We start from the raw sequence: 12947 nt of genomic DNA, 5'->3' as shown, positions 1-12947 counted from the left end.
CCCCCGACGCCAACTACAGCGGTCCCGACAGCTTCACCTACCGGATCTGCGACGCCGACGGCGACTGCACCACGGCCACCGTGAACGTGACCGTCGTACCGAGCGCCGACCTTTCGATCGACAAGCAGGCCGACGCCACCGGGCAGGCGGGGCAGATCCTGACCTACACCCTGGTGGTGCGTAACGCGGGGCCGGGAGCGGCCACGAACGCTACCGTGACCGATGAAGTGCCCGTGGCTTTCCTCGATCCGGAGTACAGCCTCGATGGGGGCGCGACCTGGTCGTCCTGGCCAGGGAGCGTCAACCTGGGAACCATCACCAGCGGCGCGACCGTAACCCTGCAGCTGCGTGGGCAGGTGGATCCGCACTACAGCGGCGCCTTGGAAAACCGAGCAAGCGTGTCCAGCGACGTCGACGATCCCAACCCGGACGACAACGAAGACGGCGTGACCACGCAGATCACCCCTCGCCCCGACGTTCAGTTGCTGCTTCGCAAGACGGTGGCACCGGAAACGGCACGGATCGGCGACGTGCTCACCTATACGCTCTGGGTGAACAACCCCAGCGACGTCAGCGTCGTCTTTGATCTGATCGACGTTCCCGACGCCCACCTGAGCTACGTCGACGGCAGCGCCGACCCGGCGGATCCGACGGTAAGCGACGGTCGTCTCGTGTGGACCGGCCTGCAGCTCGATCCCGGTGCCGCGATGAAGGTGACCTACCGCATGCGCGTGCTGGCGGGTGCCGGCGGAGAGCTGGAGAACCGCGCGCGGGTGCGCGCCCAGGAGCACGACACCTACGTGATCGCCGAGGCCCAGGCGCTGGCCGTCGTCAAGTTGGCCGACGCGGTCTTCGCGGACCGGCGGGCGACGCTGGTGGGCCGGGTCTACTTTGACCTGAACCGCGACGGGGTCTTCGACCCCGGGCACGACCGCCCCTTGCCGGGTGCGCGGGTGTTGCTTTCGAACGGCCGGCAGGTGCTCACCGACGCCAACGGCAACTACGCGTTCCGCGAGGTTCCGGCGGGCGTGTGGATGGTGGTGCTGGACGAGGCCAGCGCCCCCTTCGAGCCGCTGCCTCACCCCGAGGCGACGACGGGTGGCTACGTGCACCGTGTGCACGCCTGGGGCCTGACGGTCAGCGACTTCCCGCTGGCGGCTCCCGCCGGCGTCGTGGACGCGGTGCGTGCCACCGTGCTGCGCTACGGACCGCTTACCTTGACCAAGACCCTGATTCCGCTGGACGAGGGGCGCTACCGTGTGGTGCTCCACCTGACGAGCGAGCGCGCCGTGAAGGGCGTCGTGGTGGTGGACCCGCTTCCCGGAGGGGGAGCGCGCAGGTTCACCTTCGACGAACCGGTCACGGAGCTGACGCGAACGTACGAGCTGGAGGGGAGAGCGGTGCTGACCGATCCCGAACTTTACTGGAGGGGCCAGTGAAACGCCTTAGCTATCTGTTCTTCTTCCTGTTGGCCCAGCTGGCCGTAGGCGCACTTGGCCAGGTGGGGCAGCATCCCCTGGTCATCCCGGGTACCGAGCTGGGGTGGGACACCGCCCGCCTGGAGCTGGTGCTGCGGGTGACCGAGACCACCCCGGTGGTGCTCAAGGTCTTTTCGCCCGGCTTCGATCCGAACGACTACCGGTCGCCCGACGAGTTGGGCGACGAGCGGTACGACGGCGGTACGGACGAGCTCAAGACCCTGATCCGCATCTTCGACGCCTCGGGTACGCTGCGGTTGCGCAAGGAGTACGGTAACGAGCCGCACCGCTGGTACACGCTGATCAACGGCGACCTCGCCTCCGGCGACTACCTGATCGACATGCAGTTCTTTGGCAACGGCAAGAACGCCCTGGCCTTCAAACTGCTGGCCGATGCCGCCAAGGCGACCCTGCAGGTGGCACCGGGTTCGATGACGACCTACAACGTGCACGGTCCCAAGTGGCAGTACCCCTTCCGCTTCTCCCGGCGGGGGTGGGAGGCACCCATCCGCGTGGGCGTCTTCGATGGGGACGGTCCGCGTGAGCTGGAGGTGCGGGTGGAGCGTCCGGACGGGCGGGTCACGCCGCTGCCCACCCCCGGCAACGGCGAGTGGACGCGGTTACTGGTGGACGAAGCGGGCACCTACCGCTTCGGTTTCCGGCAGCCCGAAGGGGCGCGGCAGTACACCAACACCGTGGGCTTCCAGATCTTCCTCGATCCCGTCGTGGTCGAGGTGGTGGACGAGCAGGGCCGGGCGGTGGAGGGCGCCGCCTACGTGACCCGCGGCTACTACGACCGCACCGTGGTCCTGAACGGTGTTCCCGAGGGATGGACCCACGTGGCCACCGAGGTGCGGAACGGCCGCAAGCTGGACGAAACCCACGCGCTCTTCGGTCCCGGAGGCGGCGCGGTGCGCTTCGTGCTGCGCCCCAAGACGGGTGTGCTCGAGGTGCGGGCCGCGGCGGTCTGCGACGCCGTGCGCACCCCCGCGCCCCTGACGTTGACGCTGGGCGACCACCGCGTGACCCTGGACGAGCAGGGGCGGGCCGAGCTGGCCCTGCCCGCGGGGCGCTACCCCGTGCAACTGAGCGTTCCCGGCGCCTCCGTACGCGCCCCGGCGGACGTGGAGGTGCGGCCCGGCGCGCGCACGCGCCTGGACCTGGTCCTCGAACCGCGTCTGCGCCTCGGCCTGACGGCCGACCCCGCCGCGGCGAGCGTGGGCGAAAGCTTCAGGATCCGTGCCCGGCTCGCCAGCGACTACCCCTTCCCGCTTCCGGCGGAGCTGGACCTGGCCGCGCCTGCGGGCGTGGAGCTGGAGGGTGCGGCCTCGGCGTCCGGCACCGTCTTCGCCGCGCGGCCGCTCGAACTCGAGCTGCAGGCGCGCGCCGTGAAGGCCGGCTCGTACACCCTGCGTGCCGTGGCCACACCCTGCACGGCGGAGGCGAGCGTGCGCCTGACCGTACACGAGCCCGCCGCCTTCGGCCTCGAGAAGCGCGCCCTCACCCCCGAGGTCACCCCCGGGGGCACGGCCCGTTTCCTCCTGCGCGTCACCAACCGCGGAGGGGCTGCGGGGTCGGTGCGGCTGCGGGACGCGCTGCCGGCCGGTCTGAGCGGAGCCGAGCTGAACCGCACCCTGAGCCTCGAACCCGGCGAGGTGCGCGAGATCGAGCTGACCGCTCGCGTCGCGCAAGACGCCCGGGGGACGCTCGAGAACATCGCTTACCTCGAACAGGACGGTCGTGAGGTCGCCCGGGCGCAGGCTTCGGTGACGGTCCTCGCGCCGGGAGCCGAGCTCGCCCGTACCCTGGACAAGCGGATCGTCGTTCCCGGCGAGGGGATCGAGGTCTGCCTGCAGCTGAGCAACCCTGGCAAGGCGCCGCTGGTGTACACCCTCGACGACGCCTTCCCCGACTGGGTGGAGCCGCTCGAGCCCCCCCACTTCCGCGGCGAGCTGCCGCCTGGCGGCAAGACCGAGCACTGCTACCCGGCGCGGGTGCAGGCGGGTGGAGAAGCCACGGGACGGTTCCAGGCGGTGCTGCAATCGAACGCCGGCGAGCTGACCGCGCCGGACACCCTGCGGCGCGTGCCCGCCGGGCTCGCCAAGAGCGTTACGCCAAAGCGGCTGCAGGCGGGGGAGGCGGCCACGTTCCACGTGGAGGTGAAGAACCCCACCGACCACCCGCTCACGCTCCGCCTGGTGGAGACCCCCGAGGCGGGCTTGGGCATGGAGGCCGAGGAAGCGACCGTCACCCTGCAGCCCGGTGAGGCGCGTTCGTTCGCGTACCCGGCGCATCCGGAAGCCCCGGGCGACTACGTGAACCGCGCCGCCGTCTTCGTGGGCGAGGTTCCCGCGGCCGATCCGGTCGAGGCGGCGCTCACCGTGTTCGAGCCCCTTACCCTGGAGCGCTCCTCCACCGTGCGCCTGCCCTTCGCCGTCGAGGGCAAGGGCGACGCCCTGATCGTCCGCCACGCCGTACCCGAGGGGGCGCGTTACCGCCTCGGCAGCAGCCGCCTGGACGGCGCCCCCGTGGCCGATCCGCGCGTGGACTCAGAGGGCCGCCTCTACTGGCTGCTGCCCTTCGAGGCGCAGGGTGAGCTGACCTACGCGCTCGAGCACAGCGACGCGCTGCCGCCGCTCGCCGAGCCCGAGCTCACGCTGCTCACGGGCGACCGCGAGCTGGCGCTGGTGGGCGAACCCCTGAAGCAGGCCTACGAAGGCGCCCGCCGGCTCGCCGGCGGCGAAGGCGTCCCCACCCGCGCCGTGCGCCCGGGCGAACCCGGCACCGTCGCCGTGGAGCCCGTGAAAGCGGTGGCCGACGGACGCACGCCGCTGCGGGTACGTGTCGTTCGCTACGGCGGCGACGGCGAACCCGAGGGCGACGGCTACCTCACCTTGCAGACCCGTCCCGAGCCGATTACGCCTGACGCCGCTCCTGAAATCTCGGGTTACCAGGTGCGCCTGCAGGGCGGTGTGGCCGAGGTGGAGCTCGAGCCCGCCCCCTCCCCCGGCATGGCAAGGGTGCGGGTGGCCGACGGCGAGCTGCGCTACGACGAAAGCTTCTACGTCCCCGCTCCGGAGCGCACCCTCTGGTTCGCCCAGGGCAGCATCACCGCCCGCTACGGCGGCGGCTTCGAGCTGGGCGGCCTGGCCCGCGGCTACCTGGAAGCGCCGATCGCGGGCGGCACGCTCGAGGGGGCGCTCGACACCCAGGCCAACCTCACCGCCGCGGGCCTGGGCGTGCACCCCGGCCTCGGCGACGAGGAACGGCCCGACCGGCGGTACCCGCTCACGGGTTCCGGAGAAGAGGCGCAGGAGCCCCTCCTCTCCGACGACGGCGTGGCGCTGCGCTACCAGCGCGAGGACGTGACCGCGGGCTACTACCGCACGCCGCTCGCCCTCCCGGCCCTCTCCGGCATGCCGCGCGCCACCGCGCTGGTGGGGCAGTACCGCGGCGACGTGAACGCCGGCGCGTTCGTGGCCCTGCTGCCCGGCAGCGAGACGACCGAGGAGATCGTGCCCGACGGCACCCGCGTCTACGCCCTGGCGCAGCCGGTGCGGGCGGGGAGCGAGCAGGTGATCCTGCGCGAGGGGGCGCTGGAGACCCGGCTCCAGCCGCTGCGCGACTACGTGCTCGACGCCGCCTCGGGCACCCTCACCCTGGCCGAGCCCCTCTGGCCGCGCGACGCCTACGGCGCACCGGTGCGCCTGGTCGTGACCTACGCGCCCGCTTCGGCGCCGCGCGACACCCTGGCCCTGGGCGCCGGCGCGGTCTACCGCCGCGGCCCCTTCAGCTTCGGCGCCGCCGCGGCCACGCTCGACCAGGGCGCCTCCTGGAAGCTGGGGGCCGAGCTGGGCTACACCACCCCCGCCTTCAGCGCCGCGGTGAGCTACGGCCTCGACGCCGGCCGCCAGGTCTTCGGGCTGCGCGCCTCCGGGCGCGAGGGGGCCTTCTCGGCGGGCGGAAACCTGCGCTACGACGGACAACTCCAGGGCAGCCTGCGGGTTGCGGGGGCGCTGAGCGACCGCAACACCCTGGCCTTCGAGCACCGCGGCACGAGCCTGTACAACCGCACCTCCCTCCTCTTCGAGCGCCGCCTCTCGGACCGCCTCGAAGCCGGGGCAGGGCTGGGGTACGAGTGGAGCACCGGCTCGCTCGAGGCCCTGGGCCGCGTGGGCTACCGCGACGGGGCGACCCGGCTCACCCTCACCCACGCCCAGAGCTTCTCGGTGGCCCCCTCGCTCACCACCCTCTCGCTGCGGCGGGCCATCGACGCCGACCTGGCCGCCACCGGCGAGCTGGCCTACACCTGGGGCCGCGGCCTCTCCGGCACCCTGGGTCTGACCCAGCGGCTGGGGCCCGCGAACCTGCACCTCGACTACCTGCTGCCCAACGCCTCGGGCAGGGGCAACCGCGCCCGCTTCGGCATCGAAGCCCCCTTCCCGGTCAGCGAACGCGTCAGCCTCGACGTCTTCGCAGGCTACGAGCAGAGCCTGGCCTCCCCCGATCGCCGCGCCGCCGCCGGCGCCGGGGTGCGCTACCAGGAAGACGACCTCAGCGCCACCTTCGGCATCGAGGGCAGCGTGGGTACGGGCGGGTCCAAGCTGACGCTGCGCAGCGGCGCCAGCGGGCGTCTCGACGAACGGCAGGCCGTTTCCTTCGACGCCAACTACAGCTTCGGCGGGCCCAGCCGCGGCCGTTTCACCCTGGCCTACGCCTACCGCGGCAGGGTGTTGCAGTTCCTCACCTACCACCGCCTCCGCAGCGGCACCGCCACCCAGCTCGAGGGCGAGTTCGCCCCCACCTGGCACCCCTCGCTCGCTTTCCAGCTGCGTCCCAGCGCCGCGTACCGGATCGACTTCGCCGACGCCGCCGCCAACCTCTACCAGATCGGCCTGGGCGGCAACTACTACTTCGGCGGGCGCTTCGGGGTGGGGGCCGGAGCCTACCTGCTGTGGCAGCCCGCGGCAGCGGCCTCGCATACCGCCTTCAACCTCGAGGGCAGCCTGCGCCTGGCCGATCCGGTCTGGCTCAACCTGGGGTACACCTTCGGGGGCTTTGCGGGGCTCACCCCGGAGTCGCGTCCCGGCGTCTACCTGCGCCTCGACCTCTTCGGCCGCGGGCGTTAGCCCTGCGGGCCGCCCGGCAACGCCGGCCAGACCATCAGGGTCTGGCCGGCGTTCAGTTCGTGCATGATCAGCTGGCCGGTGCCCAGCAGCAGCCGCCCCCCCAGGTCTTCCGAGCCGCGCACGGGAAGCTTGAGGGTGCGGTTGTCCACCCGTACGTGGACGTGGTCGAAGCGGCCGTAGTGCAGCCGCCAGGCGGAGAGCAGCAGCTCGTCCACGTGGGCGTAGGGGGGCAGCGGGTCCTGCAGCGCCAGGGTGAGGCGGGCGGTGTGGGGGGCGCGGTGTTCCACTTCGATCACGCCCAGGCGCGCCAGGTGGCCCAGCGTGGTCATGACCGTGCGCAGCGACCTCTCGCTGGCCACCGCCAGATCGAGGACCGAGACGGGTTTGCTCAGGTGGGTGAAGAGCGCCAGCTCGTCGGGGTTGAGGGTCAGGTGGCCCACGCGACCTCCGCGGCCGAACCTGACGCGGTCGAAGGGGGTGACCTCGACGCGGTCGTCGAGGCGGCGGATGGCCTGGAGCAGGTAGTGGTCCAGGCCGCGCTCGAGCGTGATCTCGTCGGCCTCGGCGCCCTCGATGAAGCGGAAGCGGCCCTCCTTGAGCAGGAGCACCCGCATCATGGCCTCCTCGCCCACGACCCCGCTCCAGTGGGCGTGGGTCACGCGGCTGCCGTGCAGGTAGACGGCGCCCTTACCCGAGGGGGCGAGGGTCTGGAACACCCCCTTCTTCCCGCCGCGGGCGAGGAGCTGCAGCAGGTCGAGCGGTCCGAGCAGGGCGAAGGTGCCTTCCATGGCGCCCGTTCATTTTACGCTATAGAAAGCCATAGTGCTGGAGCACCCGGCGCACCCCGGCGAGGTAGCCCGAACCGAAGAAATGCACGTGCACCAGCAGAAAGTAGAGCTGGTAGGCGGGCAGCGCCGCGCGCACCTCCGGCGGCAGGGGCCGCAGCGCTTCGTAGCCCGACCAGAAGGCCTCGGGGAACCCCCCGAAGAGCCGCATCATCGCCAGATCGACCGCGCGTTCGCCGTACCAGGCCGAGGGGTCGATCAGCGCCGGCCCCTGCGCGCTCATCAGCACGTTGCCGCTCCAGAGGTCGCCGTGGATCAGCACCGGCCCCTCGGCGGGCCAGGTGAAGCTCTGCAAAAAGCGCTCGAGCGGCCCGGCCAGCCCGCCCAGCCGAGGCCGCGTGGCCTGCAGCAGCGGCCGCAGGCGCCGTTCCACCCAGAAGCCGGTCCAGTCCGTCCGCGTTCCCGCGGGCAGCTCGAACCGCCCCAGGAAGACGGGCTCGTCGGCACCGTAGCGCGCGCCGCGGTGTGCGTGCAGGCGGGCGAGCATCCGCCCCAGCCCCGCCCAGTCCGCGGGCCCGGGCGGCAGGTAGTCGAGCACGATCCCCTCCTCGCCCACCCAGTGCACCCGGGGCACGCGCACGCCCGCCTTGGCCAGCGCGCCGAGGCCCCGGGCCTCGGCGGGGAAGAGGCCCCGGGGCGGGTTCGGGTGGGTCTTGACCACGTACCGCCCCAGCCGCCAGACGCGCCCCATGTCGCCGCCGGCCAGCGGTTCGGCCCGGCCCTCGGGAGGCAGCCCGGCGCGGTTAAGCAGCTCCCTCGGGTCCATCCTCGCCGTTCGTCCAGCGCTCGAGCCAGCGGGCCACCAGGTCCTCGAGCTCGAGGTAGGTCTGTTCGCAGGCCCAGTCGTCGGCGTAGTAGGGGTCGGTCACGCGGCCGCCGCCCCAGGGCTCGGTGACGAGCGCGATGCGCGCCGCAGTATCCGGCGGGGCCAGGCGCCGGAGGTCGCGCAGGTTGGCCTCGTCCATACCCAGGATCCAGTCGAAGGCGCGGTAGTCCTCCGCGGTGATGCGGCGGGCGGTGTGCGGGAAGAGCGCGCCGTGGTCCGCGAGCACCTTGCGCACCCGCGGGTCGTAGGGCTCGCCTTCGTGGTAGCCGGCGGTGCCCGCGGAGTCGAAGCGGAAGCGGTGCTCCAGGCCGCGTTCACGCACGAGCTTGCGCGCCGCGCCCTCGGCGAGGGGGCTGCGGCAGATGTTGCCCAGGCAGACGAAGAGGACGCGGATCGGCGGCATGGGTTCTCCGGTTCAGCGGATGCGCTTGAGGAAGTCCTCCAGGGCGGCGCGGCTGAGCTCGCCGGTCTTGCGCGCCACCAGCACCCCGTCGCGGTTGAAGAAGAAGGTCGTGGGGTAGCCGATCACGTTCAGCCGGGGGACCAGCCGCTGCCCCGGGTCCAGCAGCATGTGGTTGAAGAACAACCCCTCTTCGTCGAGGAAGGCGCGCACCTGGGCTTCGGTCTCGCCGCTGTTGACGAAGACGAAGGCGACCCCGGGGTTCTCCTCCTCGGCCTGGGCCAGCATCGGCATCTCGCGGCGGCAGGGCGGGCACCACGTGGCCCAGACGTTGATCACCACGGGCTGGCCGCGGTAGTCGGCGAGGTTGCGCGGCGCCCCCGCGAGGGTGGTCAGGGTTAGGTCGGGCAGCTCGGCCTGTTCGGGCACCTTGACCGCGGCGATGCCGAAGAGCGCCGCGGCGACGAGGGCGCCGCCCGCCGCGGGCCAGAAGACGAGGCGCAGCTCCCCCAGCCGCCCGCGAAAGGCGGCGAGGGTGTAGGCAAGGCCGCCCAGCAGGCCCCACAGCGGGTTGAAACCGCCCTGCCAGAAGTAGAGCACGCTGAGCAGGTCCTCGCGGTAGACGGGCCAGTGGCCGGCGACGTAGCCCAGCCGCGCGGCGATCAGGCCGGCGAAGACCGCGTTCCAGGCCCAGTTGGAGAGGAAGACGAGCTTGAGCCTGCGCGCCATCAGCTCGGCGGTAGCGAGGAAGCCGGCGAGGGCCAGCAGGGTGTAGAGGCGGTCCAGCGGCATCACGAAGGGGCCCAGCGAAACGGCGTCCATCAGCGTTCTCCTCCGGGTTCGAGCAGGCGCTCGAGGTAGCGGGCGAGCTGCTCGGCCAGCAGCGGACCCTGGTGCACGAAACGGATGCGACCGTCGACGTCGATGAAGAAGGTCGTGGGCAGGCCGGTTACCCGGTAGGCCCAGGCCACGTCGGCGCCGCCGTCCTGCACCACCGGGAAGCTGAGGCCGTAGCGCTCCACGAAGGCGCGGGCGCTCTCGCTGGGGTCCTGGACGTTGACGCTGACGAAGGCGACGCGACCGGCGAACTCGCGAAAGAAGCGCTCGAGCACCGCGGCTTCGCGGTGGCAGGGGCCGCACCAGCTGGCCCAGAAGTTGAGCACCAGCGGGGTCTGCCCCAGGTAGGCGTTCAGGTCGAAGCGGCCGCCGCCGAGCAGCGGTCCGCTGAAGGGAATGGCCTCGCTGGGCGGGCGGTACGGGGGAACGGGCGTGGCCAGGGCCGCGCCGACGAGCAGCAGCCCCACCCCCAGGAGTCCGATTCGCCTCATTCCGGACCTGATGATACCAGCGTCAAGATGGGACACGTTAACCCTCCGGCGTCCCGATGAGAGCGCGCAAAAAGGCCTCGAGCCGCTCGGGGTCGAGCGGGCCCGTCCACACCCGCACCACCCGGCCTCCGGCGTCGATGAAGACGGTGGTGGGAATGCCGCCGACGCGGTAGCGCCGCGCCACCGCGCCGCGGGGGTCGCGGACGTTGGGGAAGGACCAGAAGAACGTCTCCATGAAGGCTTCCGCGCCCTTCCGGGTGTCCTGCAGGTTGACCCCCACGAAGAGCACGCGCCCCCGGTAGCGCCGCTCCGCGTCGCGCAGCACCGGGGCCTCGACCCGGCAGGGCACGCACCAGCTGGCCCAGAAGTTGAGCACGACCGGCCGCCGCCCCAGCGTTTCGGCGAGGTTCAGCACCGCACCCGGCCGGTCGAGCCGCTCGGCGCTGAACGGTGGAGCGGGCCACGACGTGGGGCCGGGTACGGCGGCCAAGGCTAGGCCGAACAGCGCGAGAACCAGCGACGGAAGGAGGCGGCCGGGCGGCATGCCTTACCCTAGGCCGGGGGTATGAGAAAAGGACTAACCCACCCCACCCGGGGTGGGTTATACTGGACGCGGGAGGACGAACGATGATCAAACTCAAGGTCGAAGGCATGACGTGCAACCACTGCGTAATGGCGGTCAAGAAGGCGCTCGCGAAGGTCGGCGGCGTGGAGGAAGTGGTCGAGGTCAGCCTCGAGCGCGGCGAGGCGCTGGTCCGGGGTCAGGCCGATCCCGCTCAGCTGGTGGCCGCAATCGAGGAGGAAGGCTACCGGGCCCAGCCGCTCGGGTAGGCTGGAGACATGAAGACCCGCGTGCACCTGCAGCTGGATCCCGACACCCGCTCCGAGGCCCAACGGCGGCTCAAGAGCGTGCGCGGCCACGTCGAGGGCATCCTGCGCATGCTCGACGACGAGGGCGTCTACTGCGTGGACGTGCTCAAGCAGATCAAGGCCGTCGAGGGCGCGCTCGACAAGGTGGGCGAGCTCATCCTGCGCAGCCACCTGCGCGACCACGTGGTCACCGCCGCCCAGCGCGGCGACACCGACCAGATCGTCGACGAGCTGATGGAAGTCCTGAAGTACCGCTAGGGCCGCCAGCGGATCAGGCGCAGCAGGTCGCGCTCGAAGGCCGCGGCGCTCCCGTAGGGGCCTGCGTGGTAGCCCACCACGGTGCCGTCGATACCGACGAAGACCGTGGTGGGCTTGCCCGTTACCCGGTAGGCCGCGGCCACCGCGGCGGTGCCGTCCTGCACGTTGGGAAAGCTCCAGCCGTAACGGGCCACGAACTCCCGCGCCATCGTCGGGAGGTCCTGCACGTCCACGCCGACGATGAGCAGCCGGTCGCCGTAGGCCCGCTGGGCCTGGGCCCAGTAGGGCGCCTCCACGCGGCAGGGCGGGCAGTTGCTGGCCCAGAAGTGGAGCACGATCGGGACCCTGCCCAGGTAGTACGCCAGGTCGAAGGGCTCCCCCGCGAGGGTGGTTCCCTGAAACGCGGGCGCGGGCCGGCCGATGGGCCCGGCGGCGAGCGCGAGCCCCAAAGCGGCGAGGACGGCGAAGCGGCGCACCGGGCTACCTGGCTTGGTTGGCCGCCACCAGCAGCGGGTCCCAAACGGGGCTGAAAGGCGGCGCGTAGGCGAGGTCGAGGGCGCGCAGGTCCTCGACGGTGCCGCCCCGGTGGAGCAGGGTCGCCACCACGTCGATGCGCAGCGCGTCGCTTTGGTGCCCCACCACCTGCGCTCCCAGGAGCCTCCCCGAGCCCCCTTCGTAGACGAGCTTGACGTGGAAGGGGTGGGGATCCGGGTAGTAGTGAGCGCGGTCGGCCGACTTGATCCAGACGCTCTTGGCGTCGAACCCGGCCTTGCGGGCGTCCTCCTCGCTGAGGCCGGTGAAGGCGACGGCCAGGTCGAAGATCTTGGTGACGGCGCTGCCGACGACGCCCTTGAAGCTCGCCAGGCCGCCAGCGATCACGGTGCCGGCGGTGCGGCCGTGCTTGTTGGCCACGTCGCCGAGCGGCAGCCAGTAGGGCCGGCCGGTGACGAGGTGCACGCTCTCGGCCACGTCGCCCGCGGCCCAGACGTTTTCCAGGTTCGTGCGCAGCTGCTCGTCCACGGCGATCGCCCCCGTGGGGCCGGTCGCCACCCCGAACGAGGTGGCCAGCCCCACGTTGGGGCGGATGCCAACGGCCAGCAGCACCAGGTCGGCGGGGATCTCGAAGGCGCTGGTCTGCACCGCCTGCACCCGGCCCAGGCCGGTGAGGCTCTCCACCTCGGTGCCGGTGACGACCTGGACGCCGTTGCGGGTCAGCTCCTCGTGCACCAGGGCGCTCACCTCGGGATCGGCGGCGGGTAGCACCCGCTCCGCGAGCTCGACGACCGTGACCTGCTTGCCGCGGGCGCGGAAGGCCTCGGCCACCTCGAGCCCCACGTAGCCGGCCCCCACGATGACCGTGCGCTGGGCCCGGTGCAGCGCGCTCATGATGGCCTCGCCGTCCTCGAGCTGGCGCAGGGTGAAGACGCCGGGGAGGTGCACCCCCTCGATCGGGGGCAGGACGGGACGGGCCCCGGTGCTGACGACCAGGTAGTCGAAGGGCTCCCAGAACTCGCGGCCGCCGTCCAGGTCGGCCACCTTGACGCGCCGGCCCTCGTAGTCGACCTCGACGACCTCGTGCCGCACCAGGGCCTTGACCCCCTGCTTGGCGAACTTCTCGGGGGTGCGCGCCACGAGCTTCTCCACGTCGTCGATCCAGCCGGCCAGGTAGTAGGGCAGGCCGCAGGCGCCGTAGGAAACGTACCGCGACTTTTCGAAGGCGACGACCTCGAGGTCGGGGTTGCTGCGCTTGGCCTTGGCCGCGGCGCTCATGCCCGCGGCCACGCCACCGATGACGACGAGACGCTTGCTCATG

Annotated in this window: 12 protein-coding genes; 4 read left to right on the top strand and 8 right to left on the bottom strand. The window is 71.9% G+C overall.

Translation table 11 applies throughout. The features are described from left to right. Nucleotides 1-1439: Ig-like domain-containing protein (locus tag HNQ05_RS11960; RefSeq protein WP_183677859.1), on the top strand; the 1439-nt coding region annotated here is incomplete at its 5' end. Then, nucleotides 1436-6607: a DUF11 domain-containing protein gene (locus HNQ05_RS11955; RefSeq protein WP_147148845.1), complete on the top strand. Its 5172-nt coding sequence runs from the start codon at nt 1436-1438 to the stop codon at nt 6605-6607. The genes HNQ05_RS11960 and HNQ05_RS11955, both read left to right, overlap by 4 nt. Here the strand turns inward: HNQ05_RS11955 and HNQ05_RS11950 are convergent. From HNQ05_RS11950 to HNQ05_RS11925, 6 genes are read right to left on the bottom strand one after another with little or no spacing between them, the layout of a single operon-like run. Beyond that, nucleotides 6604-7395, bottom strand: coding sequence for a DUF4388 domain-containing protein (locus HNQ05_RS11950; RefSeq protein WP_147148847.1), 792 nt, complete (start codon nt 7393-7395; stop codon nt 6604-6606). The genes HNQ05_RS11955 and HNQ05_RS11950 overlap by 4 nt on opposite strands. A gap of 19 nt (nt 7396-7414) precedes the next feature. Further along, nucleotides 7415-8218 carry a fructosamine kinase family protein gene (locus HNQ05_RS11945; protein WP_147148849.1) on the bottom strand — a complete coding sequence of 268 codons (804 nt, stop codon included), beginning with the start codon at nt 8216-8218 and terminating at the stop codon, nt 7415-7417. Next, entirely contained in the window at nt 8196-8681 is a 486-nt protein-coding gene (locus HNQ05_RS11940) for a low molecular weight protein-tyrosine-phosphatase (protein WP_147148851.1), read from the bottom strand. Before HNQ05_RS11940 ends, HNQ05_RS11945 begins: the two co-directional genes overlap by 23 nt. A gap of 12 nt (nt 8682-8693) precedes the next feature. Next, the gene (locus HNQ05_RS11935) at nt 8694-9500 is read right to left on the bottom strand and encodes a TlpA disulfide reductase family protein (protein WP_147148853.1); all 807 of its coding nucleotides are present in this window, start codon (nt 9498-9500) and stop codon (nt 8694-8696) included. Further along, nucleotides 9500-10006 (bottom strand): TlpA family protein disulfide reductase, encoded by a 507-nt coding sequence (locus tag HNQ05_RS11930; RefSeq protein ID WP_147148855.1) that lies wholly within the window; start codon nt 10004-10006, stop codon nt 9500-9502. Before HNQ05_RS11930 ends, HNQ05_RS11935 begins: the two co-directional genes overlap by 1 nt. Nucleotides 10007-10043: 37 nt before the next feature. Beyond that, nucleotides 10044-10550 (bottom strand): TlpA family protein disulfide reductase, encoded by a 507-nt coding sequence (locus tag HNQ05_RS11925; RefSeq protein ID WP_147148857.1) that lies wholly within the window; start codon nt 10548-10550, stop codon nt 10044-10046. An 83-nt stretch (nt 10551-10633) separates the two neighbouring features. Here HNQ05_RS11925 and HNQ05_RS11920 point away from each other — a divergent pair, with 83 nt between their 5' ends. Both HNQ05_RS11920 and HNQ05_RS11915 read left to right on the top strand, forming a co-directional pair. Then, the gene (locus HNQ05_RS11920; protein ID WP_147148859.1) at nt 10634-10837 is read left to right on the top strand and encodes a CopZ family metallochaperone; all 204 of its coding nucleotides are present in this window, start codon (nt 10634-10636) and stop codon (nt 10835-10837) included. A 9-nt stretch (nt 10838-10846) separates the two neighbouring features. Next, entirely contained in the window at nt 10847-11134 is a 288-nt protein-coding gene (locus tag HNQ05_RS11915) for a metal-sensitive transcriptional regulator (RefSeq protein WP_147148862.1), read from the top strand. On the opposite strand, the gene HNQ05_RS11910 is transcribed toward HNQ05_RS11915, so the two are convergent. Further along, nucleotides 11131-11610 (bottom strand): TlpA family protein disulfide reductase, encoded by a 480-nt coding sequence (locus HNQ05_RS11910; protein ID WP_147148864.1) that lies wholly within the window; start codon nt 11608-11610, stop codon nt 11131-11133. The two genes, HNQ05_RS11915 and HNQ05_RS11910, sit on opposite strands and share 4 nt — an antisense overlap. Nucleotides 11611-11614: 4 nt before the next feature. After that, the gene (locus tag HNQ05_RS11905; RefSeq protein ID WP_147148866.1) at nt 11615-12946 is read right to left on the bottom strand and encodes an FAD-dependent oxidoreductase; all 1332 of its coding nucleotides are present in this window, start codon (nt 12944-12946) and stop codon (nt 11615-11617) included. Nucleotide 12947: the final 1 nt, after the last annotated feature.

The organism is Oceanithermus desulfurans, assembly GCF_014201675.1.
Taxonomy (GTDB): domain Bacteria; phylum Deinococcota; class Deinococci; order Deinococcales; family Marinithermaceae; genus Oceanithermus; species Oceanithermus desulfurans.
This window is presented reverse-complemented; position numbering and strand designations above follow the sequence as displayed.

Bases quoted from the DNA above. Each gene is read 5' to 3' on its own strand.
- HNQ05_RS11940 (WP_147148851.1), bottom strand. From the start codon at position 8,681: ATGCCGCCGATCCGCGTCCTCTTCGTCTGCCTGGGCAACATCTGCCGC.
- HNQ05_RS11905 (WP_147148866.1), bottom strand. From the start codon at position 12,946: ATGAGCAAGCGTCTCGTCGTCATCGGTGGCGTGGCCGCGGGCATGAGC.
- HNQ05_RS11935 (WP_147148853.1), bottom strand. From the start codon at position 9,500: ATGGACGCCGTTTCGCTGGGCCCCTTCGTGATGCCGCTGGACCGCCTC.
- HNQ05_RS11930 (WP_147148855.1), bottom strand. From the start codon at position 10,006: ATGAGGCGAATCGGACTCCTGGGGGTGGGGCTGCTGCTCGTCGGCGCG.
- HNQ05_RS11925 (WP_147148857.1), bottom strand. From the start codon at position 10,550: ATGCCGCCCGGCCGCCTCCTTCCGTCGCTGGTTCTCGCGCTGTTCGGC.
- HNQ05_RS11920 (WP_147148859.1), top strand. From the start codon at position 10,634: ATGATCAAACTCAAGGTCGAAGGCATGACGTGCAACCACTGCGTAATG.
- HNQ05_RS11945 (WP_147148849.1), bottom strand. From the start codon at position 8,218: ATGGACCCGAGGGAGCTGCTTAACCGCGCCGGGCTGCCTCCCGAGGGC.
- HNQ05_RS11915 (WP_147148862.1), top strand. From the start codon at position 10,847: ATGAAGACCCGCGTGCACCTGCAGCTGGATCCCGACACCCGCTCCGAG.
- HNQ05_RS11950 (WP_147148847.1), bottom strand. From the start codon at position 7,395: ATGGAAGGCACCTTCGCCCTGCTCGGACCGCTCGACCTGCTGCAGCTC.